At 59.7% G+C, this 23,952-nt stretch carries 16 protein-coding genes; 10 read left to right on the forward strand and 6 right to left on the reverse strand.

The window, feature by feature from the left end; genetic code table 11:
• Positions 1-20: 20 nt before the first annotated feature.
• From ftsA to ligA, 6 genes are all read left to right on the forward strand, one after another.
• A complete protein-coding gene (ftsA, locus tag O3A94_13005; GenBank protein MDA1357169.1) occupies positions 21-1,256 on the forward strand; it encodes a cell division protein FtsA in 1,236 nt (411 codons plus the stop codon).
• A 98-nt stretch (positions 1,257-1,354) separates the two neighbouring features.
• Positions 1,355-3,214: a cell division protein FtsZ gene (ftsZ, locus tag O3A94_13010; GenBank protein ID MDA1357170.1), complete on the forward strand. Its 1,860-nt coding sequence runs from the start codon at positions 1,355-1,357 to the stop codon at positions 3,212-3,214.
• A gap of 191 nt (positions 3,215-3,405) precedes the next feature.
• On the forward strand, positions 3,406-4,338 hold the full coding sequence (lpxC, locus tag O3A94_13015) for a UDP-3-O-acyl-N-acetylglucosamine deacetylase (protein MDA1357171.1): 933 nt from the start codon (positions 3,406-3,408) through the stop codon (positions 4,336-4,338).
• A 141-nt stretch (positions 4,339-4,479) separates the two neighbouring features.
• Entirely contained in the window at positions 4,480-5,313 is an 834-nt protein-coding gene (locus O3A94_13020) for an outer membrane protein assembly factor BamD (GenBank protein MDA1357172.1), read from the forward strand.
• 11 nt (positions 5,314-5,324) lie between these two features.
• The gene (gene recN / locus O3A94_13025) at positions 5,325-6,995 is read left to right on the forward strand and encodes a DNA repair protein RecN (GenBank protein ID MDA1357173.1); all 1,671 of its coding nucleotides are present in this window, start codon (positions 5,325-5,327) and stop codon (positions 6,993-6,995) included.
• Positions 6,992-9,094 (forward strand): NAD-dependent DNA ligase LigA, encoded by a 2,103-nt coding sequence (gene ligA, locus O3A94_13030; protein ID MDA1357174.1) that lies wholly within the window; start codon positions 6,992-6,994, stop codon positions 9,092-9,094. Before recN ends, ligA begins: the two co-directional genes overlap by 4 nt.
• Here the strand turns inward: ligA and O3A94_13035 are convergent.
• The 6 genes from O3A94_13035 to O3A94_13060 form a co-directional block, all read right to left on the reverse strand.
• On the reverse strand, positions 9,091-9,423 hold the full coding sequence (locus tag O3A94_13035; protein ID MDA1357175.1) for an AzlD domain-containing protein: 333 nt from the start codon (positions 9,421-9,423) through the stop codon (positions 9,091-9,093). The genes ligA and O3A94_13035 overlap by 4 nt on opposite strands.
• Positions 9,416-10,159 (reverse strand): AzlC family ABC transporter permease, encoded by a 744-nt coding sequence (locus O3A94_13040; protein ID MDA1357176.1) that lies wholly within the window; start codon positions 10,157-10,159, stop codon positions 9,416-9,418. The genes O3A94_13035 and O3A94_13040 overlap by 8 nt, the downstream gene beginning before the upstream one ends.
• Positions 10,160-10,232: 73 nt before the next feature.
• Positions 10,233-12,299, reverse strand: a complete 2,067-nt coding sequence (gene rpoD, locus O3A94_13045) for an RNA polymerase sigma factor RpoD (GenBank protein ID MDA1357177.1) — start codon at positions 12,297-12,299, stop codon at positions 10,233-10,235.
• A gap of 274 nt (positions 12,300-12,573) precedes the next feature.
• A complete protein-coding gene (gene dnaG / locus O3A94_13050) occupies positions 12,574-14,445 on the reverse strand; it encodes a DNA primase (GenBank protein ID MDA1357178.1) in 1,872 nt (623 codons plus the stop codon).
• Between the two features lie 174 nt (positions 14,446-14,619).
• Entirely contained in the window at positions 14,620-15,075 is a 456-nt protein-coding gene (locus tag O3A94_13055; GenBank protein MDA1357179.1) for a GatB/YqeY domain-containing protein, read from the reverse strand.
• A gap of 204 nt (positions 15,076-15,279) precedes the next feature.
• Entirely contained in the window at positions 15,280-17,076 is a 1,797-nt protein-coding gene (locus tag O3A94_13060; protein ID MDA1357180.1) for a serine hydrolase, read from the reverse strand.
• Between the two features lie 244 nt (positions 17,077-17,320).
• On the opposite strand from O3A94_13060, the gene carA reads away from it, so the two are divergent.
• The 4 genes from carA (at position 17,321) to O3A94_13080 (ending at position 23,861) form a co-directional block, all read left to right on the forward strand.
• Positions 17,321-18,499 (forward strand): glutamine-hydrolyzing carbamoyl-phosphate synthase small subunit, encoded by a 1,179-nt coding sequence (carA, locus tag O3A94_13065; protein MDA1357181.1) that lies wholly within the window; start codon positions 17,321-17,323, stop codon positions 18,497-18,499.
• Complete coding sequence (carB, locus tag O3A94_13070; protein MDA1357182.1) at positions 18,492-21,773, forward strand: carbamoyl-phosphate synthase large subunit; 3,282 nt, start codon at positions 18,492-18,494, stop codon at positions 21,771-21,773. Before carA ends, carB begins: the two co-directional genes overlap by 8 nt.
• Positions 21,774-21,871: 98 nt before the next feature.
• Entirely contained in the window at positions 21,872-22,345 is a 474-nt protein-coding gene (gene greA, locus O3A94_13075; GenBank protein MDA1357183.1) for a transcription elongation factor GreA, read from the forward strand.
• Between the two features lie 76 nt (positions 22,346-22,421).
• Positions 22,422-23,861 (forward strand): aldehyde dehydrogenase family protein, encoded by a 1,440-nt coding sequence (locus O3A94_13080; protein ID MDA1357184.1) that lies wholly within the window; start codon positions 22,422-22,424, stop codon positions 23,859-23,861.
• Positions 23,862-23,952: the final 91 nt, after the last annotated feature.

The following is a 23,952-nucleotide window of genomic DNA, read 5'->3' on the forward strand; positions in this document are numbered from 1 at the left end:
ATTAGAAGGAAACTGATATCGTGATTGCGGCACTTGATGTTGGCACCTCCAAGGTGACCTGCTTCATCGCGGAGCGGAACGGCCAGGGAGAGCTCGCCATTGTCGGCATCGGTCAGGATACGGCCGAGGGACTGAAGGCCGGCACGGTCACCGATATGGCGGCGGCTGTGAAATCCATCGGCACCGCCGTTCACCGCGCCGAGGTGATGGCCGACACGCGCGTTCGCGAACTTTTTATTAGTGTCTCAGGTGGCGCGCCGCGATCCACTTATGCCGATATATCTCTTGATGTTTCCGGGCGGCAAATCGGCAATACCGATATTCAAGCCGCTTTCGACGCCGCCCGCACCGACGGCGCCATCGAGGGTCGTGAAATCGTCCATGCGGTCTCGACGGCCTACGATCTCGATGGCAGCCGCGGCATCCGAAACCCGAAAGGGATGTATGGCAACCAGCTGCGCGTGCAATTGCATATGGTCAGCGTCGCGCATGGCGCCTTCCGCAATCTTTTAAGTTGTTTGTCGCGCTGCGATTTAGACCTCGAGGCGCCGGTGATCTCGGCCTATGCCTCAGGCCTCGCGTGTCTGGTCGAAGACGAAAAGGATCTCGGCGTCACGATTATCGATATGGGCTGCGGCGGCACCGGGTTGGCATCCTTTTCCGGTGGAGAGTTTAACTGGACGGCGACGGTGCCGCTGGGCGGCGCCCATGTCACCAACGATATCGCACTCGGCCTCACCACGCCGCTCGCCAACGCCGAACATATGAAGCGGCTGTACGCCAGCGCCATCGGCGGGCCAGCGGACAATCGTGAGATGATCGAAGTGCCGCAATTGGGTGAGCCGGAACTGCACTCGGCGCGGCAAATTCCGCGCTCCCTGTTGACTGGCATCGTGCGCCCACGCCTGGAGGAAACATTCGAGCTGGTACGCGACTTTCTTGATTCATCGGGTGCCGCCAGCGCGTCGGCGCGCCGCATCGTGCTGACTGGCGGCGCCAGTCAATTGCAGGGTGTCGGTGAGCTCGCTTCGCAGATTTTAGAAAAGCAGGTCCGTCTCGCACGGCCGCTTCCGATGCAGGGGCTGGCCGAAGCCGTCGCCGGACCCAATTGCGCGACTTGCGCCGGACTTCTGATTTACGCCGCGGAACGTCATGACGATTCCCAGATTCGTCGGCAAACGCGGGAACACCCATCTCCACAACCCGCCGAGAGCGCGCTGGGGCGCATCGGCCAATGGCTACGAGCGAATTTCTAGAAGATAACCGGCCTGGCGCCCATATCCCTGGCGCACCGGGTTGAAACCAAGAGACGTAAGGGATTGACGAGAATCAACGAGTTGTTCTGGAGGGCGACATGAGCATCGATTTTGCACCGCAGCAATGGGAAGAGACCAAACCCCGCATTACCGTAATCGGCGTCGGCGGCGCTGGCGGTAACGCGGTTAACAATATGATCAACGGCGGATTGGAAGGCGTGGAATTCGTTGTCGCGAATACCGATGCGCAATCGCTTCAGCAATCTCTTGCAGAGCAACGCATTCAGCTTGGCGTCACGGTCACACATGGCCTGGGCGCCGGCGCACGGCCCGATATTGGACGTGTCGCCGCTGAAGAGGCGCTCGACGATATTCTGCAATATCTCGAAGCCAACAATATGGTGTTCATCGCCGCCGGCATGGGCGGCGGCACCGGTACGGGTGCCGCACCGGTCATCGCCCGCGCCGCGCGCGAGCGCGGCATCCTGACCGTTGGTGTAGTTACCAAACCGTTCCAGTTCGAAGGCATTCAGCGCATGCGCCTGGCGGAAGCGGGGCTGCAGGAATTGCAGCAATATGTCGATACGCTGATCGTCATTCCCAATCAAAACCTGTTCCGGGTGGCCAACGAGCAGACCACGTTCGCGGCAGCTTTCAACTTGGCCGATGAAGTGCTCCATGCCGGCGTGCGTGGCGTCACCGATCTGATGGTAAGCCCCGGACTGATCAATCTCGATTTTGCCGATATTCGCACCGTGATGGGCGAAATGGGCAAAGCGATGATGGGCACTGGCGAAGCCGAAGGCGATAACCGGGCGATCGAGGCGGCAGAGGCGGCGATCAACAATCCGCTCCTGGACAATGCCTCCATCCAGGGCGCACGCGGCGTCCTCATCAACATTACTGGCGGGTCCGACGTCACCTTGATGGAAGTCGACGAAGCTGCCTCACGCATCTGCCAGGAAGTGGACGACGATGCCAACATCATCTTCGGCACGTCCCTGTCGAACGAACTGGAAGGGCATATGCGGGTTGCCGTCATCGCCACCGGGATCGAAGCGGATTTGGCGCGCCAACCGGTGCCAGAGCCCTCAGACAAGGTGCATGTCCTCGGATTTAGTCAACGCAAGGGCGGCGACCGTCCTTCTGCGGGTGCCGTCGGTACCGCCGACTATGGTGCGCCGACGGCCACGGTCGAAGAGACCGAAGCGTCTGAACAAGACGCTCTAGCCGCAATCGCCGGTGATGCAATCACCAGCGAAACCGATGTCACGGGTGAGGGTCTCAGCATTGCGCTCAACAGCGTCGAGCAGAGCTTCGAAAATACCGAGACGGAAGTAGAGCCGGACGCACCGGTAGAAGTCTCTGAGCCGGTGGTGGTCGAAAACTCACCGCCACAGCGCAAGATGGTGATAGCCTCTTCGGCTGGCGGCATACGGGCCGGTGTTGTCATGCGGAAAAATCAGCCAGACGTGGTTGCGCCCGACTTGGACGAATCCGACCCCACCTCTCAGCCGGAGATCGTGGAGACGGCGACGACGACCCCATCCGCGCCGATGGCGAAGCCGGATACCGGTCGTTTCGGGTTCATCCCACGGCCAGCCGTAACGCCGGGCGATACAGCCTCAGCCGGGCTTAAAAAGGCGGCGGATCCTTTCGCTGTGTCCGACGTGGAAAACGCCGGAGGTAGCGGCAAGAAACGCGGGCCTTCACTGTTCGAGCGGATGACCGGAAGCGGCAAAGCGCGGCGGGAAATGCCGGAAGCAAATCTGGCGAATGTCGAGGCGGAGCCACAGCGGCCCGCCAGGCCGGGTGCCGAAAAGCCCGCTGGAGAATCCAGAGGCAAAGAGCCAACGTTCGAAACCGCCCCACTATCCGTGCAACCGGTTGTAGAAATACAATCAATAGAAGAAGATCCGTTGGAAATACCGGCATTTCTCCGGCGCCAGGCGAACTAGCCCGTTAATGTGCTCAAAAAAGCACCAGAAATACTCCGGGTATTGGCCGTAACATTTTGTAACAAAGAGTGATTTGAGTGCTTTGGAGGGGGCTGTTACAACCCCTCCAAAGCGGTTCATAGCTGACGATTCGCATTCGATGCAATCGTCAGCGGGGTCGCTCGGCGGCGCTAGAATAGAAAGATCGGTTTTTGACCAAACAATTGCAACGCACCCTGAAAGCGCCGATTCACTGCACCGGCGCCGGCCTTCATAGCAATGTCAAGGTATCCATGGCGCTCCTCCCGGCGGCGCCGGACACGGGCGTGTTGTTCCGTCGCACAGATATGGGGGCGAACGCTGAAATCAGGGCGCATCGCGACAATGTTGTCGATTCTCAGCTGTGCACGACAATCGGCAACGGCAACGGATTGTCCATCGGCACGATCGAACATTTGATGGCGGCGTTCGCCGGCTGCGGTGTGGAGAATGTCATCGTCGAACTGAACGGCGCCGAAGTTCCGATCATGGATGGCAGTTCACGTTCTTTCGTATTTTTGATCGAATGCGCCGGCATCGTCGAACAAAATGTACCTCGCCGCGCCATTCAGGTACTCAGGAAGATTGCCGTCGGCAATGAAAGCCGCTGGGCTTCGATTGCTCCATCGGACCATTTCTCGTTGCATTGCGAAATTGCCTTCGATCATGACGCCATCGGCGAGCAGTATTTCGATTATGATTCGCTGCAAACCTCGTTCGAGGAAGACCTGAGCAGTGCGCGCACCTTTTGCCTAGCTTCTGATGTCGAAAAAATGCGCGCCGCCGGGTTGGCGTTGGGCGGCTCGCTGGACAACGCTGTCGTGATCGGTGAGCACGGCCTACTGAATGAGGAAGGCCTGCGCTACGACACCGAATTTGCCCGCCACAAGGCGCTTGATTGCATCGGCGACCTGAGTTTGGCGGGCGCGACGCTGTTGGCCCATGTTGAAAACTATTGTGCCGGGCACGCGATGAACCACGAATTGCTCAACGCACTGCTCGACGATGAAACGGCTTGGTGCTGGACCGACATGGACGCACGATGCATCGACCGGATAGATGCGGCGCCGCAAGTGCGTCACGCTGCGGCGGCTGCCAGCGCCTAATATATTTCGCCCGCGTTCTACAAACATGTGCTAATTCGGGTCTCAATCGGCCCCTAGATGATGATTTAGCGCGACATGCCTCCCCTCATCCGTCGACCGTGATATAATCCCGCCGATTCAAGCTTCGAGTTCGGGACCAATATGACCTTCGACATTATCCAGCGCTCTTCTTCCATCCTACGTGGATTCGCCAGCGTCCTCGCCGCGCTGCTGATTCTTGCCGCCTGCGCAGAAGACGACGTGGCGTACCAAGAGCGGCCCGTGGAAGAACTCTACAACGAAGCGATGGACAATCTGCTGGACGGATCCTATGTCGATGCCGCCAAGGCGTTTGACGAAGTGGAACGTCAACATCCTTATTCCGTATGGGCGACCCGGGCGCAGATCATGGCGTCCTACGCCTATTACAGGAACAATGACTATGACGAATCGATCATCTCCGCCGGCCGGTTTATCCAGCTACATCCCGGTCACCGCGACGTCGCCTATGCTTATTACCTGAACGCCGTATCTTATTATGAACAGATTTCGGATGTGGGACGGGATCAGGAATTGACTGAGCGGGCGCTGGCGTCACTCGAGGAGTTGGTGCGCCGTTTTCCGGACACCTCCTATGCGCGCGACGCGAGCCTCAAGATCGACCTCACCCGCGATCATCTGGCAGGCAAAGAAATGGATATCGGGCGCTATTATTTGACTCGTGCCAACTACATTGCCGCAATCAATCGCTTTCGCCGAGTCATCGAGCGCTTTCAAACTACCAGCCACGTGGCGGAAGCACTGCACAGATTGACGGAATCCTATCTCGCGCTGGGCGTGTCGCAAGAAGCCCAGACGTCAGCGGCGGTGCTGGGTCACAATTTTCCGGGCAGTGAGTGGTATCTCGACAGCTATGCTCTCTTGGAAGGGGTCGATCTGCGCCCTGAAGCCGACGAAGAATCCTGGATCAGCCGGGCCTTCAATTCGATTTTCTGATTGGCTGTCGCATGCTTCGCAGTCTATCGATCCGCAACCTGGTTCTTATCGATAGCTTGGACCTGGAGTTTGGCCCCGGCCTATGTGTCCTGACCGGTGAAACCGGCGCCGGCAAGTCGATCCTGCTCGATGCTTTGGGATTGGCGCTGGGCGCCCGCAGTGACGCCCAATTGGTGCGTCATGGCGCCGAATCGGCCAGCGTCAGTGCCAGCTTCGAGTTGGCCGCCGGTCATCCAGCCTGGGCCATGCTCAAAGCGCAGGGCTTTGAACCCACCGATGAGTTAATTTTGCGCCGCGTTCTTGGCGTCGATGGACGCAGTCGCGCCTTCGCCAACGGCCAACCAGCAAGTGCTGCCTGGTTGCGCAAACTCGGCAGTTCCCTGGTGGAAATCGAAGGCCAATCTGCTTCGGGCGGCCTGCTCGACCCAAGAAATCATCGCGCCCTGCTCGATTCTTTTGCCGCCAACGACAAGGAGCGCACCCTCACAGCGGCTACTTGCGCCACCTGGCGCGAATCGGTGGCGGCTTTAGAGAAGGCCGAGGCGGAACTTGCCGAGGCGCGCCGTGACGAAGAATATTTACGCCATGTCAGCGCTGAGTTGGAGGCGCTTGCCCCCCAGGCAGGCGAGGAAGAGAAGCTTGCGACCGAGCGGCGGCGCTTGATGAACGGACAAAAGCTGTCAAAGGCAATGGCCGATGCCCGCGAGCTGATCGCCGGCGAACATCCGGCAGCGGCGAGCCTGCGCTCGGCCACCCGGACGCTCGAACATGTGCAAGAAGAGGCCGGCGGCCACATGGATGCAGCGATCGCAGCGCTCGGGCAGGCTGCGATCGAAGCGGCGGAAGCAGAAGCGGCGTTGGCCGAAGCGGAACGCGGACTCGATCTCGACCCGCGCCGCCTAGACGCAGCCGAAGAGCGACTGTTCGCGCTCCGCGCCGCCGCGCGCAAACATCACACGGAAGCAGAATTGCTGACGCCCTTGCTGGCTGATTTTCGCCGCCGCCTTGGGCAGCTCGATCAAGGCGGCACGGCGCATGCGCAGCTCAGCCAAGCGAGCGCTGATGCCCGCGTCGAATTCCTGCAGGCAGCCCAGCGCCTGAGCACCACACGCGCCCGCGCCGCGAAGGCGCTCGACAAAGCCTTGAAGGGTGAATTGGCACCGCTGAAGCTCGGCGGCGCCACATTCCGCACGTCCATCGACAAATTAGAAGAAAGCCAAGCCGGCGCCGCAGGCCTGGAGCGTGTGCATTTCGAAATCACCACCAACCCGGGATCGCCCCCTGGACCGCTGGAAAAAATCGCTTCAGGCGGTGAACGCGCCCGCCTACTGCTCGCGCTTAAGGTCTGCCTGACACGGTCCAAAGGCGTGCCCAGCCTGGTTTTCGATGAAGTAGATGAAGGGGTCGGCGGCGCGGTCGCTGACGCGGTAGGCGAGCGGCTAGCCCGTTTAGCACAGGATGTTCAGGTGCTCGTCGTCACGCACTCGCCGCAGGTGGCGGCGCGCGGTGAACGCCACATCCGCGTGCTCAAGGAAAGCGCCAAAAATAGCGCCCGCGCCAAGGTCGAAATCCTCGATGGCGCGGCGCGGCGCGAGGAAATCGCGCGCATGCTTTCAGGCGCACAGGTCACCGACGAAGCGCGTGCGGCAGCGCAAAGCCTAATCGCTGGCGACCCGACATGAGCCGCCCGCCGGCATCTCTGAACAAACCCGTAGAGCAACTGAGCGAAACTGAGGCCGAGCAGGCTCTGGAATATCTCGCCACCGAAATCACCCGCCATGATGGGCTCTATTATCAACAATCCGAACCCGAGATCGAAGACCGGGCTTATGACGCGCTGCGCCGACAGAATATTGCCATCGAACAGCGTTACCCGGCGCTGGTGCGGTCCGACAGCCCGACCCACAAGGTCGGCGCGCCGCCTGCCGCCGGCTTTGCCAAGGTGCGCCATCGCGTGCCCATGCTCTCCCTCGGCAACGCCTTTGACGATGCCGACATGGCCGAATTCATCGCCCGCGCACGGCGCTTTTTGAAACTCGACGCGGATGAGATCGTCGCCCTGATGGTCGAGCCCAAAATTGACGGCCTCTCCGCGTCACTGCGCTACGAAAACGGCATCTATGTAAAGGGCGCGACGCGCGGCGACGGCGAAGAGGGCGAGGACGTGACCGAAAATCTGCGCACCGTGCTCGACCTGCCCGCCAAACTGACTGGCCAGGACATCCCCGAAGTGATCGAAGTACGCGGCGAAGTCTATATTACGCGGGCGGATTTTCTGGCCCTGAACCGAGACCGCGAAGCCGAGGGCGCGCGCCCCTTCGTGAACGCAAGAAACACCGCGTCGGGCGGCTTGCGTCAGATAGACCCTTCCTTCACCGCCAAGCGCCGGCTGCGCTTTTTTGCCTATTCGTGGGGCGAAATGAGCAACCCTGTCGCCGGCCTCTACGGCGACTATCTCGAAAGTCTTAAAGATTGGGGTTTCCAGGTTAATCCAATGGCGCGGCCGTACGACACACTCGAGGATGGCCTTGCGCACTACCGCCACATCGTCGCCAAGCGCGATGGCCTGCCTTACGAGATCGACGGCGTGGTATTCAAGATCGACCGAATCGATTGGCAAGAGCGCCTGGGCGCCGCCGGGCGCGAGCCACGCTGGGCAATCGCCTACAAATTCGCTGCCGAACAGGCGGAAACGATACTCGAGAAAATTTCTATCCAGGTTGGCCGCACCGGCGCGTTGACGCCGGTCGCAGAACTAGCGTCGGTCGCGGTCGGCGGAGTGACGGTCAGCCGCGCGAACCTGCACAATCAGGATGAGATCGCGCGCAAAGACATCCGCGAAGGCGATCATGTGATTGTACAGCGCGCCGGCGACGTGATTCCGCAAGTCGTGCGGGTGGTCCTCGAAAAACGCCCCACAGGTTCGCGAGAATTCGATTTTCCTACGACCTGCCCGGAATGTGGCTCAATCGCGGTACAAGAAAGCGGAGAAGTGGCCAGGCGCTGCACCGGCGGGTTGGTGTGTCCGGCCCAGGCCGTCGAACGGTTGCGTCACTTCGTCAGCCGCGATGCCTTTGACATCGAGGGCCTGGGCGAAAAACAGATCAAATCCTTTTGGATCGACGGCTTGATTCGTAGCCCGGCCGACATTTTTACCCTGGAGGCGCGCGACAATGCGGCGGATCACCCCCTTGCCGGACGCGACGGTTGGGGCGAATTGTCGGCGGGCAATTTATTCAAGGCCATCGTCGCACGAAAGAATATTGCGCTCGAACGCCTGATCTTTGCCCTTGGTATCCGCCACATCGGCCAGACCACGGCACGTCTACTGGCCCGCCGCTACGGCGATTTTGATTCGCTGCATCAGGCACTCACCGCCGCCGTCGATCGCGACGGCGAGGCCTATGCTGAGTTGGTGGATATTGACGGCATCGGCACTGCTGCCGCCGAGGCGCTGGTCGGGTTCATCGCTGAGGAACATAATTCGCGGGTCCTCAGTGAGCTTGAAGCGGCGCTTGAAATTGCGCCATTCGAAGCCCCCGCCGCCACCTCGCCGGTATCCGGCAAGACGGTTGTTTTCACCGGCACACTGTCACTCATGAGCCGCGCCGAAGCCAAGGCTCGGGCCGAAGCGCTGGACGCTAAGGTCTCGGGCTCGGTTTCCAAAAAAACCGATTTCATCGTCGCCGGCGAGGACGCCGGGTCAAAGCTCAAAAAGGCGGTCGAGCTTGGCGTTACCGTGCTGAGCGAGCAGGAATGGCTCGATCTGATCAGCGGTTAGGGCGCCTGAATATATTGCAGCACCAGGAAGGCCATCACGCCGGTCAATATCCCAATCAACAGATTGCGCTTGAGGATAAAGAAGATGGCGAGGCCTATGCCCACCGCCGCGAGGCGAATCCAATACTCGCTCTCGGCCAGCGCGCCTGTAGGCAGAAAAAGCATGCGCGAGACCAAGCCGGCCAACATGGCGTATGCCACGCATTGGACCCAGAGAAAGACATCGCTCGCCGGATCGATGCGCCCCGATACTGCAACTCCGATGGCGCGCCATAGGAAACTCACGGCTACCGCCGCCGGCAAAGCGATCCAAGCGACGTTTTCAGACATGGTGGTCACGCCAGGCGCGTGCCACACCAAAAGCCAGTGTTCCGCCAATCACGCCGCTCAGCAGCAAACCCCAATCCGACGTCGCCATATGCAGCAGCGGGCCGGCTACACCGCCGGCAATCACCGCCAGAATGGCCGCCATGCCGCGTGCAGCGGCCATCATCAGAACGAAGTAAACGATATTGACGAAGACCAGTGTCAGTAAAACGATTTCCGACACCACGCCGGCTAACAGATACCCCGCGACGGCACCTACAATTCCGGCGGAAGCGGTCACCGTGACGAAGCCCATATAGTATGCGGCGCGGCGTTCAGGGGGCAGCTCCGGGCACCGCCTCAACACCCATATCCAGGCATTGAAACTGACCAGATGGGCCATGGCGTATAGCCATGCGGGTTGGCGCATGCCGGGCCGCAGCAGCGGCATCAGGGTCGCGGTCATCGGCATGAAGCGCGCATTGGCCATGGCAACGGCGAGGGTAATGGCGACGACGGTGCCGCCCGACGCGTAGAGCTCAACGAAGGCGATTTGTCCGGGTAGCGCCCACATCGTGACCAGTTGCACTATGGCAAAGTCGAGGCCGAGGCCGCTTTCGCGGCACAACGCGCCGAATCCCATCAGGCTGATAACGAGGACCACGGCCGGCAAGCGGCTACCGTCGGAAATGCCGATGCGATAAGCTTGGCGCTGAGTGATATCGTTGAACTTGCCGAAGCTATGCGGTGGCGGATTCATCGCCCCACCGCACCGCCGACTGCCGAATATTGGGGCGGGAATTCAGCTCTTAGAAGCGGACGCTCCGCTTCACTCACGTATCGAGGAAACTTCTCAGCTTGCGCGAGCGACTGGGATGTTTGAGTTTTCTCAGCGCTTTGGCTTCGATTTGGCGGATGCGTTCCCGGGTTACAGAGAATTGTTGCCCGACTTCTTCCAACGTGTGGTCGGTGTTCATGCCGATGCCGAAACGCATGCGCAGCACGCGCTCTTCGCGCGCCGTGAGGCTCGCCAGCACGCGCGTCGTCGTTTCACGCAAATTAGATTGAATGGCCGCGTCAACCGGCAGGACAGCATTCTTATCCTCGATAAAATCACCGAGATGGCTGTCTTCTTCATCGCCAATCGGCGTCTCAAGGCTAATCGGCTCCTTGGCGATCTTCAGTACTTTGCGCACTTTATCTAGCGGCATGCCGAGACGCTCGGCCAATTCCTCCGGCGTCGGTTCGCGGCCAATTTCATGCAGCATCTGGCGTGACGTGCGCACCAGTTTGTTGATGGTCTCGATCATGTGCACCGGAATGCGGATGGTGCGCGCCTGATCGGCTATGGAGCGCGTGATGGCCTGGCGAATCCACCAGGTCGCGTATGTAGAAAATTTGTATCCGCGGCGATACTCAAATTTATCCACCGCCTTCATCAGGCCGATATTACCTTCCTGAATCAGGTCGAGGAACTGCAGGCCGCGATTGGTATATTTCTTGGCGATCGAAATCACCAGGCGGAGATTGGCCTCGACCATTTCCTTTTTGGCTTGCCCGGCTTCGCGCTCGCCCTTTTGAACGGTCGAGACGATACGCTTGAACTCAACGGGCTCTAGCCCGGTATTGCGCGCCACCTCGGCGATGTCTTTGCGAATTTCCACCACCCGAGGCCGTTCGGCAGCGGCGAAGTTTTTCCACGCCGGATCGGATAGACGCGACACTCGAGACAGCCAGCGCGGGTCGAGCTCGCGCCCGACATAGCGCTTGATAAAGCTCTGGCGGTCTACCTTGTGGCGAGTTGCCAAACGCAGCAGTTCGCCTTCGCGGTTCTGAACCAACTTGTTGATTCCGTAGAGCTGATCCACCATCGCCTCGATGCGCCCATTATTGAGACGCACACTTTGCATCAACGTCACCAATTCCTGTCTGAGCTTTTCGTAGCGTTTCAATTGGGGACCGGACAGCTGCTCATTCTTCAGGGCGAGCTCGAGGTGCTGATCCTGCAACCGGCGGAATTTTTTGTAGGCCGAAGCGATGCTATCGAAAGTTTCAATAACGTCGCCGCGGACGGCCTCCTCCATAACGGCAAGCGAAACCGTGCCTTCGTCGAGGTCCTCATCATCGGACTCGGGGCGATTTTGAGATTCTTCGCCTTCCGCACTCCCGTCTTTTCCATTCTCGCTGTCACTGCCTTCTGCTGTGCCTTCTGCTGCGCCTTCTGCTGCGCCTTCTGCTGCGCCTTCTGCCGTGCCTTCTGCAGTTTCTTTTTCTGGGCTGTTTTCCTCTGAAGATGCCGCTCCCGGTATGCCGCCGCCCTCAACGGCGGCGCCAGGTTCGCGGCCATAAGTCGCGTCCAGATCAATCACGTCGCGCAGCAGAATTCGGCCTTCCGAAAGCGCTTCGCGCCATTCGATAATGGCGCGCATGGTGAGCGGGCTTTCACAAATGCTGCTAATCATGGTTTGCCGGCCTGTTTCGATTCGCTTGGCGATGGCGATTTCACCTTCGCGCGAAAGCAACTCGACGCTTCCCATATCGCGTAAATACATGCGCACCGGATCATCGGTGCGGCCCAAATCCTCGTCTAAGACCTTGGCCGGCGCTTCGGTTCCAGAGCCCTCGGCTTTGTCCTCGTTCGCGGCTTCGTCGGACTCCTCGTTTTCGATGACGTTGATGCCCATCTCCGAGAGTTGAGCCATCGTGTCTTCGATCTGCTCAGAACTCGCTTCGTCCGGGGGCAGCGCTTCGTTCAAATCGTCATATGTGACATAGCCGCGTTCTTTGCCGCGGCTTACGAGCTTGCGTACTGCCGCCGTCAACGAATCGAGAACGGGGCTGTCCGCCGTTTCCTCAGTGCGTTCGGAAGAATCAGCGGATTTCGCGGGCTTTGTCGCCATCAAACGACCTTTCTAATTCGGCTCTCAATTCGAGCCTGAAAACACAATCGATTCAACAACTTGTCCCCATATCTCGCGACAATTCGCGAAACGCCTATGGTCGCCGGCCTGGATCAGGACGGCGAAAGGCGTTCAATGGGGATTCCTCAAATTTGTTGTAGCATTGAAATGGAGCGCGGAGCCCGCCAATTCAAGCCTAAGCTGCCAAATGTCTAAATCGGCTTGTTTCGGCTGTCAAGCGTGCGAATTAATTCGATACCCTTCGCAGGCCAAGTCAGCCCCGTCCCGATTCCGTATTATCATTGTCTCCGTACCCGGGAATGAGCACTTCTGTGCCCGGCGATTCGTTAACGGCGCGCCCGCTTTCCACCAGGCGGCGAAAATTTTCTTCGCTCATATCGCCGGCCAGCGCTTCTTCCGCCTCACGGCGGAATTTCTCCATGTCGATCAGACGATGGTGCAGATCAAGCGCATGACGCAATTGTACACGGGCGTCGTTCACGCTTGCCGCCGTGGATTTTGCAGCCCAATCCAGATAGGCGGCATCCCCGCCAACCAACTCATCGAGGAGTTTTTCCAGTCCTGCCTGGATCAAGACGTAATTGATTTTCGATTTGTCCGGTGCGGTGCCGCCGACATCAGCTGCCAGCAGCGCGTCGCGGAACGCGCGGTAGCGCGCCGCAAGCAAAGGCAGGCGTTCGATCTCTTCATGAAAATCATTCAGCAATTCGGGGAAATTGAGAATTGTCTGAAGAATTGTGCGTTCGCGCCGGGCCGAACTGCCTTCGGCGCGCCCGCCCAGCCCATGTTGCGGAAGGATTTTCTCGTCATCACGCGGGCCGCGACGCGGCGCAGGGCGCGGCCCGCGCTGCGATTTGCTCTTGGTGAAGGGTTCAAACAGGCGATTTTTATAGTGGCGGCGAAAGTAAAATTTGAGATCGTCGTCGGGAATTTGCTCGAGATAGCCGTTCAGACGGCGATTGAGTGCGGCGCGACTCTCCGGAGTCGTCAATTCCTCGCCGCCGCCGGCAATTTTCCACAATTGCTCGGATAACGGTTCCGCGCCGGCCAGCACGTCCTCGATTGCGGATTTGCCGCCTTCGCCGATGAGACTGTCGGGGTCCTGGCCCATGGGGAGGGCTGCAAAGGCCAGGGATTTCCCTGATTTCAAGCGCGGCAGGGCGCGCTCCGCGGCCCGAGCCGCCGCTTTCCGTCCGGGCACATCGCCGTCGAAACAAAGCACCGGCGCGTCCACCAGACGCCACATTTCTTCCATTTGCAGTTCGGTCAAGGCAGTTCCGAGTGGCGCCACCGTTTCGGTCAAGCCACCTTGATGCAGCGCAATCACGTCCATATAGCCTTCGACGGCGATGATCCGCCCCGATTTCCGCGCCACGCCGCGCGCCAGATGCATGCCGTAGAGCACCGCACCCTTGTGAAAAACCGGGGTATCCGGCGAGTTAAGATATTTAGCCTGGGCGTCCCCAAGCGCCCGCCCGCCGAAAGCGATCACCCGTCCACGCCGATCCTGAATGGGAAATATCACGCGATTGCGGAAACGGTCGTAGCTCGCGCCGCCGCCTTCCGGCTCGATCAACAACCCGGAAATCACCAACATCGCTTCCGAAATTTCCTTGCCAAGCAAGGCAGTCTTTAGGGCACTTCGCGATTCCGGCGCGTAACCGAGACGGAAGCCCTCGATCGTCTCCGGCTTCAGCCCACGTCCCTTGAGATACGCACTGGCGGCAGCGCCGGAATCGGCCCGCAGTTCCGATTCAAAAAATTTGGCGGCTGACTCGAGCACACCATAAAGCGACAGCTGTTCATCGGCGCGGGCTTGGTCCTGTGGCGTTTCCTTGGGGATCTCTAGGCCCGCTTCGCCGGCCAGTTTTTCCACCGCCTCGGGAAATGCTAATCCCTCGTCGCGCATGACAAAGCCGATGACGTCGCCATGCGCCCCGCAGCCGAAGCAATGAAAGAAGCCCTTGTCGTCACTCACTGTGAACGACGGTGTCTTTTCGTTGTGAAACGGGCAGAGCGCGCCGTGCTCGCGCCCCTTCCGAATCAGGCGGACACGCCGGCCAATGACATCCGAGAGCGGGACGCGCGCTCTGATTTCGTCCAAAAATTGCGGCGTAAAGGCCATTGTCGGGACGATCTCCCGCCGGCGGCGAAAGCGCGGCCAGCTTCCAACTACAGTAGCGTAGCGCCGTGACCGGCGCGAGGGCTAGGGCACCAAGCTCGTTATTTTCCTGGGGACAAAGCTGTGGCTAGCCATGTGACTAACCTGTGGAAAATACGGGATAACTCCGGCGTTGTTTCAGGCCAGCAGTTCCTTCACCACGCCGCTTGCCTTGGCAAAATCCATGCGTCCGGCATATTTTTCCTTGAGCGCCGACATGGTACGGCCCATGTCTTTGATAGTTTTAGCGTTTTCTTCGCCGACCAAAACCTGGATCGCCTTCACCATATCCTCGCCCTCAATTTGGGGCGGCAGAAAACGGTGGATCACAGCAATTTCTTCACCTTCGCGCTCAGCCAGGTCGATGCGCCCGCCACTCTCATACATGGTGATGCTCTCGCGCCGTTGGCGGATCATGGTATTCAGCAATTGCAGGATTTCCACCTCGCCGAGGCCATCCGGATTGCCTTTGCCACGCTCAGCAATATCGCGATCCTTGAGGGCAGCGAGAATCAAGCGCACGGTTAGAGTCGTGCGCTCGTCGCGCGCCTTCATCGCGATTTTTAATGCATCACTGAGTTGATCTCTAATCATCGCCTGAACATATGGTTCACGAACGAAGCGCCGAAAGATAGCGCCACTTGGGCAGGGATCAACCCCAGAATGCGGGTTGACAAATTCGCCCTTCGGCGTCGGTGGTTTAGATGGAGCGAAGTTTTACTCCGATTCGAATTTCGCGACACGGCGCGCGCCAAACGCGCGGATGTGGCGATTTCGAGGTTGCCGCCACCCGCCGCTTCAACGCGGGCAAAGCGGGCGCACGCTATGCGCCGCGAGGGCAAGGTCGCGGGCCTGGTAGTGGTGATTGTCGGCAAAGCGAAAGGCGGTCGTCCGATTCGGCAAAATCATGACAATATGTCCGCCATAACCCATCATTTTGGGCAACCATGTCTCACAGCCATGATTGTCGTTAAACGGTTTCATCCAGAAAGATAGTTGATATTCATGGTCTTGGCCGATGCCGCCGGTCGGCAGGCCGCGCTTTTCCGTCTGATAGAGCGCTTCGCTAAGCTTGCCTGGGTGAAGCAATTGCCGGCCGCCATATTTGCCGCCGTCATGCAGGAGCTGGGCGATCTTGGCGACGTCATCGATTCGTAGATAAAGACCAAAACCCATGATCGGCAGGCCGCGCCCGCCAACGCTTTCCAGAGTGCGCATGATCGGAACGTGATAGGCGCCGATGGGTTCTAAAACCTCTTTCTGCACCATGTCCCAGAGATCGGCCTCGCGGCCCTCCCGCGACTTCAGGAAAGCGCTCATCGCGGCCGAAAGAATAAAGCTGTGCATCGTGTCGTAGCGCGCCACTTCTCCGGGCCCCCACGGATAGTCGCCGCCGACAGAGAGCGCCATCGAGAGCTTTTCTTCGGCGCTCAACAGCTGAAGCCATTTGAGCAGCGTCGGATTGTCTTCGTTGGCTTCGAATTTGAGCGGCTCGCGCACCCGCGATCTGTAGCCGATGCCGGTCGCCATGCTGAGCACATGGGCAAAGGTGACGTCGCGCCAGCCGCCATGGCTGACATGGCGGGCGCTGATATCGAGGTAATCCACGATCTTGAGATCAAACACCTCCGGCCCGTACTTCTCGGCGAGACGGAGCAACGTCAGCGCAGCGCCCATGGATTTGGTAACCGAATAAACGCCGTGACGCATCTGCCCGCAATAGGGATAGTCGCCATACCGCGCGCGACAAGGATGGGCGTAGATCACACCATCGACAATCAGGCCCGCCGCCGACACGCCCTCGGAACTGCCTTGCTGATGAATTATCGCCGATACCGAACCCGCCCCGGCAATAGCCTCAAGCTCCGACCACGCCCGCATCGGCACTTCGCGCGACAATTCTTCAGAAAATTTGGCCGCCAACACGGATCGCTCCTGGATCGCGTGCGGCCGATAGGTCATCGGCGTTTGGCCCCACATATCGTAGATCGCCCAAGGCGCCGCCTCTTGCGTGATTTGCAGGCGCAACGACGAAACATTGGTGTCGTCAAATACAAACGTGGCGACACCGTTATGGCTGTCGTTGGAGTAGTCATTGACGACAATGAAGGGAAATGAGGCACGCGAAAATCCGTTGTCGGACGGCTCCGACCAGACGCGACCCGGCGCCACAATGATTTGCGACCAGCTGGCGCCACCGCGCGGTCTGACCACGTCGCGGCGAACCGGCACCAGATAGCCGTCATAAACAAAAAATTGGAGATCGACGCCGGGGAAAAGTGCCTGGCCGGGCAGGAGATTGGGCGCCTTCTGTGCTGTGGCCGCGAGCACTGCGTGAAGCTCAAACTCCGGTAGGCTGAGCGTGCCCTCGAAGCTATGGTGCGCCGGCGCGTGCTCACCCACCGGCATAAACTCGGCGTTTTGCACTGGCGTCTCGTCGGCATTCTGTGCGGCCTTAAGGTCGGCTACAGTCAGCACGCTTCTGGCGTCGTCGCGCAAGGATTCTTCGGCTCCGCCGGGCAGCGCCAAAAGCGCCCAGCACAAAGCGGCGAAGCATCCCATCACGAATTTACTACAGCGATTTCCACCGATCATTTGCGCAGGCCGACCCTCCTTCCTTTCATGTTAGCACGCCCAATATCAGACCGTGGCAATGCCCGCCAACGGCGATTACTTGACGGACTCGGCGCTACTCCGTAACTTGCGCCGCGCGGCGCCTACCGGTGATTTTGCGACTCGCGTGCAAGCCATATTTCGGCGATCACGCGCCGTCACCGGCCGGCGAGAAAACCACCCGCGCGCACGGCCTCGCGAGACAACCAACATGGATCAAACTGCCATGTCCCACCCCGGAAAGAACCCCGGCGCAGGAATGGCCGCCTTAGCGCTGGCCGATGGCAGCCTGTTTCGCGGCCACGGCATCGGCGCGTACGGTACGGCGGTCGGCGAGATCTGCTTCAACACGTCGATCACAGGTTATCAGGAAATTCTGACCGATCCTTCCTATGCCGGGCAGATCATCACTTTCACTTTCCCTCATATCGGCAATGTCGGCGGCAATGCAGCGGACATCGAAGCGCTGAGCCCGGCAGCACGTGGCCTGATTTTGCGCGCCGATATCACCACGCCGTCCAATTGGCGCAGCCTTGAACATCTTGACGATTGGCTGAAGCGGCATGGGCTGATCGGCATCACCGGTGTCGATACCCGGCGCCTAACGCGCCTGCTACGGACGAGTGGCGCACAGGCCGGTGCGCTCTGCCATCAGGCGGCGGCGAACGGCGCGCCCGAGGCGGCAGCGCTCACGGCCGAGGCCATAGCCTGGCCCGGCCTCGAAGGCATGGACCTCGCCAAAGAGGTGAGCTGCCTCCAGAGCTATGGTTGGCAAGAGGGCGTGTGGAATTTTGCCACTGGCGCATACGCCACCTCGATCGCGGCGCGCCATCATGTTGTCGCGGTCGATTACGGCGCCAAGCGTAATATCCTGCGCTCGCTGACGTCGCTCGGCTGCCGTGTCACCGTGGTGCCAGCAACAGCGGACGGCGAAGAGATTCTGGCGCACAAGCCAGACGGTGTCTTTCTCTCCAACGGCCCTGGCGATCCGGCGGCGACGGGGGCATATGCCATACCGGCGATCCAAACCCTGCTGGCCGACGGCGTGCCAATATTCGGCATCTGCCTCGGCCATCAAATGCTGGCCCTGGCACTCGGCGCCAAAACCAAAAAAATGCTGTTCGGCCACCGCGGCGCTAACCATCCGGTCAAAGAGCTCAAAAGCGGCAAGGTCGAGATCACCAGCCAGAATCACGGTTTCGAAGTGCTCCTCGACAGCCTGCCCACAGGCGTCAAAGCCACCCATGTATCGCTCTTCGACGGCACCTTGGAAGGCTTGGAAGTCACCGGCAAACCGGTGTTCTCCGTGCAGCATCACCCCGAAGCCTCCCCCGGCCCGCAGGATTCGCACTATCTCTTCCAACGCTTCGTCGCGTTGATGGATTCAAGGGAATCTGATGCCTAAGCGCACCGACATTAAGTCTATTCTCGTGATTGGCGCCGGGCCTATTATTATTGGCCAGGCGTGCGAGTTCGATTATTCGGGAACCCAAGCCTGTAAGGCGCTCACCGAAGAGGGCTATCGCGTTATCCTGGTCAATTCCAACCCGGCCACGATCATGACCGATCCGGAATTCGCCGACGCCACCTATGTCGAGCCAGTGACGCCGGAAATCGTCGCCAAGATCATCGCGCATGAAAAGCCGGACGCCCTGCTCCCCACCATGGGCGGGCAAACAGCGCTCAACACCGCGCTGGCGCTGGCCGATGACGGCACCCTCGAAGCCCATGGCGTCGAGTTGATCGGCGCCTCGCGTGAGGCCATTCGGGTGGCCGAGGACCGCCAGCTATTCCGCGACGCAATGGAAGAGATCGGCCTGGAATGCCCGCTAAGCCGGGTCGCGAAAACGCTGGAACAGGCGCGCGATGCGATCCCGCATACCGGCCTGCCGGCCATTATCCGCCCCTCTTTTACCCTCGGCGGCACCGGCGGCGGGATCGCTTACAACCGCGCCGAGTTTGACGACATCGTCCAGGCCGGACTCGACGCGTCGCCGGTTGGCGAGGTGCTGGTCGAGCAATCGGTTTTGGGTTGGAAGGAATTCGAGATGGAGGTGGTGCGTGACACCGCCGACAATTGCATCATCATCTGCTCGATCGAGAATATCGACCCGATGGGCGTGCATACCGGTGATTCGATCACCGTGGCACCGGCGCTGACGCTGACCGACAAGGAATATCAGCGCATGCGCAACGCCTCGATCGCCGTGCTGCGCAAGGTCGGTGTGGAAACTGGCGGCTCCAACGTGCAATTTGCCATCGATCCGGCGAGCGGCAGGATGGTCATCATCGAGATGAACCCGCGCGTCTCGCGCTCTTCCGCGCTGGCTTCGAAAGCAACTGGCTTTCCCATCGCCAAAGTCGCCGCGAAGCTGGCCGTGGGCTATACCCTGGATGAGATCGACAACGACATAACCGGCGTCACACCGGCTTCGTTCGAGCCAACGATTGATTATGTCGTGACCAAAATGCCGCGCTTCACGTTCGAAAAATTCCCGGGCACAAGCGCGCTCTTGACCACTTCGATGAAATCCGTCGGCGAGGCCATGGCTGTCGGCCGCACCTTCCAGGAATCGCTGCAAAAGGCACTGCGCTCGATGGAAACCGGCTTGACCGGCCTCAGCTCGGTGGATGTCGATGGTTGGAGTAGCGGCGGAGACCCCAAAGTGTTGCTCGCGGCCCTCAGCCTGCCCCGTCCCGACCGGCTGCAAGTGGTGGCGGAAGCTTTCCGCGCCGGGCTCGAATTGGATGAAATTCATCAAGCCTGCCATTTCGATCCGTGGTTTCTCGAACAGATCGAGGAATTGGTGGCCATTGAACAAAACCTCATAAAGTCCGGCTTGCCGCAGGAGCGTGCCGGTCTTTCGGCGCTGAAACGCGCCGGATTCGGCGATGCACGCCTGGGCGAATTGACCGGTCACAACGAAGCTGCCGTCAGGGCGCTGCGCACGGCGCTGGGCGTCCATCCGGTCTACAAGCGCATCGACACCTGCGCCGCTGAATTCGAATCGCGCACGCCTTATATGTATTCCTGTTACGAAACCGGAGAGATTTGCGCCGACGGCGCGGCGGGAGAGGCTGAATGCGAGGCTGAACCAAGCGACAGGAAGAAAGTGATTATCCTCGGCGGCGGCCCCAACCGCATCGGCCAGGGCATCGAGTTCGATTATTGCTGCGTTCACGCTGCCTACGCGCTCTCCGAAGCCGGCTTCGAGACGATCATGGTTAACTGCAACCCGGAAACGGTCTCGACCGATTATGACACTTCGGACCGACTCTATTTCGAACCGCTCACCATCGAGACTGTGCTCGATATCGTGCGTGTCGAAAGCGCCAGGGGCGAACTCGCCGGGCTTAATATTCAATTCGGCGGACAGACGCCGCTCCGGCTCGCGGCCGAACTTGAGGCCGCCGGCGTGCCGATCCTCGGCACCCCGCCCGATGCCATCGACCTGGCCGAGGACCGCGATCGTTTTCGCACCCTACTCAGCGAACTAGACCTCAAACAACCGGCCAATGCGACCTGCGTTTCGGCCCAAGAAGGCGCCCGCCTAGCCGATGAAATCGGCTATCCCGTGGTCGTGCGCCCGTCCTATGTGCTTGGCGGGCGGGCGATGGAGATCATTCACGAAGCTAGCGATCTGGAGCGCTATTTAACCAAGGCGGTCAAAGTTTCCGGCACCAGCCCGGTGCTGATCGATCGGTTTTTGGAGGACGCAATTGAGGTCGATGTAGACGCGCTGGCCGACGGCGAAAGCGTCGTCGTGGTGGGTGTGATGGAGCATATCGAGGAAGCCGGCATACATTCCGGAGATTCCGCTTGCTCGTTGCCACCGCATTCTCTTTCGGACGATCTGATCGCGCGTATCGAGGCCCAGACCGAGGCAATGGCGCGGAAGATCGGCGTGCGCGGTTTGATGAATGTGCAGTTCGCGGTCAAAGACGACGAAATCTACGTCCTCGAGGTAAACCCGCGGGCGAGCCGCACGGTGCCGTTCGTCGCCAAAAGCACTGGCCGCCCGATTGCCAAGATCGCAGCACGCATCATGGCCGGCGAGAAACTCAGTGCGTTTGATCTGACTATTCATGGCGGCGGACATATTTCGGTGAAAGAGGCGGTGTTTCCGTTCGCCCGTTTCCCCGGCGTCGATTTGCTGCTCGGCCCGGAGATGAAATCGACCGGCGAGGCGATGGGCATCGATAGCGATTTCGGCCGCGCCTTCGCAAAGGCGCAACTGGGCGCGGGAACGGTGTTGCCGTTGGAAGGCGCGGTATTCCTCTCGGTTCGCGACCGCGACAAGAATGCGCTCACTGCCATCGCCGCGGAACTCTCCGGCATGGGCTTTCGCCTCGTCGCCACGCGTGGCACGGCCAAGGTGCTGACCGCCGCCGGCGTCAAGATCGACGCCATCAACAAAGTGCATGAGGGCCGTCCCCACATCGTCGACGCCATCAAGAACGGTGAAATCCAACTTGTCGTCAACACCACGGAAGGCGTCCAGGCGATTGCCGACAGTTACGAACTCAGACGGTCGGCGCTGGAGTATAAAATTCCCTATTTCACCACCATCGCCGGCAGCCAGGCGATGCTGCGCGCCATCGCCGCGCTCAAAAGCGGCGGCCTTGCAGTTGCAACGCTGCAGTCCTATTCTCAAAAGTTCGAGGGACAAAGCGTTTAGTCTTTCGCTTATTTTGGATATTCATGCACTGGCGTCAAAAGCCGCCGGACGGTATGACTATTGGCGAGTGAACGAAAAGAAACGGCAGAGAAAAGGCGATGGAAAAGCATCCAATGACGCCCGCGGGCCACGCCAAGTTGAAAGAAGAGCTTAGCCGCCTGAAAAGCATAGAACGGCCGCTTGTCATCCGTGAAATTGGTACGGCGCGCGAGCATGGTGACCTGAAGGAAAATGCCGAATACCACGCGGCTAAAGACCGCCAGGGCATGATCGAGGCACGCATCACCGAGTTGGAAAGCAAGGTTGGCTTGGCCGAGGTCATCGACATCTCAAACCTATCGAGCGACCGAGTCCAATTCGGAGCCAGGGTTACGGTTGTGGATGAGGAAACGGAAAAAGAGAGCACCTATCAGATCGTCGGCGCCGACGAGGCCGAAGTGAATGAGGGCCGGCTTTCCGTTACAGCTCCACTGGCGCGCGCGCTGATAGGCAAGAAGAGCGGCGACGCGATAGAGCTCAACACTCCGAGCGGCGTACGCAATTACGAAATACTTGCCATAAATTACGATTGAGAATCCGGCCGGAGTTGTCGCCCAGCGCAGGCTCAAGGTAAGTTTCTCCAAAGGTATCAGAACAAGGAGTAAAAGAATGGCCGAGCGTTATGGGTTGATGGTGCCGGGAGCAAAAAGCAGTTCGCCTTATGTCGATGTTTTATCTCCCTATAACCGTCGCAAGATTGGCAGCGCCGCGACCGCCGATGAAGCGGTCGCCGAACAGGCGCTGAAAACCGCCTACGCGCTCTATCGTGATCGCGATTCATGGCTGCCGGCCTGGAAGCGCGTCGATATTTTGGAGCGCACGGTCGAGATCATGACCAAGCGAGCCGATTACCTGGCGCTTGAATCGGCCCGCGAGGGCGGCAAGCCGCTCGTCGATTCGATACATGAGGTTGCGCGCGCCATCGATGGCGTAAAGCTCTGCATTGAGGGTCTTCGTACTCAGGCAGGTGAAGAAATTCCGATGGGGATTTCTCGCTCTTCGCAGCACCGCCTGGCATTCACCAGCCTCGAGCCAATCGGCGTGGTAACCGCGGTGAGCGCGTTCAACCATCCGCTAAATCTGATTATTCATCAGGTTTGCCCCGCCATTGCCGTGGGCTGCCCGGTGCTCGTCAAGCCGTCCGAGGATACCCCGCTCTCCTGTTTGCGTTTCGTTAAAATCCTACGTGAGGCGGGCTTGCCGGACGAATGGTGCCAGCCGATCGTGACGGCCGCGCGCGAGGTGTCGCAGAAAATCGTCACCGATCCGCGCGTCGCGTTTTTCAGTTTTATCGGCTCGGCCGGTGTCGGCTGGATGCTGCGTTCCAAACTGGCGCCGGGCACACGTTGTGCGCTCGAGCATGGCGGCGTCGCGCCGGTCATCATGGCGGCGGACGCCGATCTCAAACGGGCATTGCCGCTTCTCGCCAAGGGCGGGTTTTATCACGCCGGGCAGGTTTGCGTTTCGGTGCAGCGCGTCTTCGCCCATCATTCAATCGCCAAAGCCGTAGCGAACGGTTTGGCCAAGGAAGCCAAAGCTCTGAAAGTCGGCGATCCGACAAAAGCCAGCACGCAAGTCGGCCCGCTCATTCGCCCAGGCGAAGTTGACCGGGTGTCAGAATGGGTCGAGGAAGCCAAAGCTGGCGGTGCCAAAGTGCTGGCCGGCGGCAAGCGCCTTTCTAAAACCTGTTATGCGCCGACCGTGCTGTGGGACCCGCCGAAGAACGCGCGCGTTAGCCAGAATGAAGTATTCGGACCGGTGGTCTGCGTCTATCCGTTCCGCTCGCTCGATCAAGCGATCGCTCAAGCCAACAGCCTCGACGTTTCTTTCCAGGCCGCCGTGTTTACCCAGGATTTGGATACGGCGCTGCGTGTCTATAAGCGGCTCGACGCCTCGGCAGTGATGCTCAACGACCACACCGCCTTCCGCGTCGATTGGATGCCCTTCACCGGCCTCAAACATTCGGGCCACGGCGTCGGCGGCATTCACCACACCATGGATGAGATGCAGATCAAGAAAATGATGGTGCTCAATTCGCCGCAACTTTGAGAGCTGCGCGGCAAAACGACCCCTCGTGCCGCAACCCATAAACTAGATAGTGTGGGCAATGAGGGACACGCTCGGCGCCCCTCTCGAAATT

This window comes from Pseudomonadota bacterium, from assembly GCA_027624955.1.
Lineage (GTDB): Bacteria > Pseudomonadota > Alphaproteobacteria > UBA828 > UBA828 > PTKB01.

Excerpts from the sequence above, each read along its gene's own strand:
- O3A94_13060 (MDA1357180.1), bottom strand. The coding sequence starts at position 17,076 with ATGATCGGTGGAAATCGCTGTAGTAAATTCGTGATGGGATGCTTCGCC.
- O3A94_13080 (MDA1357184.1), top strand. The coding sequence starts at position 22,422 with ATGGCCGAGCGTTATGGGTTGATGGTGCCGGGAGCAAAAAGCAGTTCG.
- ligA (MDA1357174.1), top strand. The coding sequence starts at position 6,992 with ATGAGCCGCCCGCCGGCATCTCTGAACAAACCCGTAGAGCAACTGAGC.
- dnaG (MDA1357178.1), bottom strand. The coding sequence starts at position 14,445 with ATGGCCTTTACGCCGCAATTTTTGGACGAAATCAGAGCGCGCGTCCCG.
- recN (MDA1357173.1), top strand. The coding sequence starts at position 5,325 with ATGCTTCGCAGTCTATCGATCCGCAACCTGGTTCTTATCGATAGCTTG.
- greA (MDA1357183.1), top strand. The coding sequence starts at position 21,872 with ATGGAAAAGCATCCAATGACGCCCGCGGGCCACGCCAAGTTGAAAGAA.
- O3A94_13040 (MDA1357176.1), bottom strand. The coding sequence starts at position 10,159 with ATGAATCCGCCACCGCATAGCTTCGGCAAGTTCAACGATATCACTCAG.
- carB (MDA1357182.1), top strand. The coding sequence starts at position 18,492 with ATGCCTAAGCGCACCGACATTAAGTCTATTCTCGTGATTGGCGCCGGG.
- O3A94_13020 (MDA1357172.1), top strand. The coding sequence starts at position 4,480 with ATGACCTTCGACATTATCCAGCGCTCTTCTTCCATCCTACGTGGATTC.
- rpoD (MDA1357177.1), bottom strand. The coding sequence starts at position 12,299 with ATGGCGACAAAGCCCGCGAAATCCGCTGATTCTTCCGAACGCACTGAG.
- O3A94_13035 (MDA1357175.1), bottom strand. The coding sequence starts at position 9,423 with ATGTCTGAAAACGTCGCTTGGATCGCTTTGCCGGCGGCGGTAGCCGTG.
- ftsZ (MDA1357170.1), top strand. The coding sequence starts at position 1,355 with ATGAGCATCGATTTTGCACCGCAGCAATGGGAAGAGACCAAACCCCGC.
- O3A94_13055 (MDA1357179.1), bottom strand. The coding sequence starts at position 15,075 with ATGATTAGAGATCAACTCAGTGATGCATTAAAAATCGCGATGAAGGCG.
- carA (MDA1357181.1), top strand. The coding sequence starts at position 17,321 with ATGTCCCACCCCGGAAAGAACCCCGGCGCAGGAATGGCCGCCTTAGCG.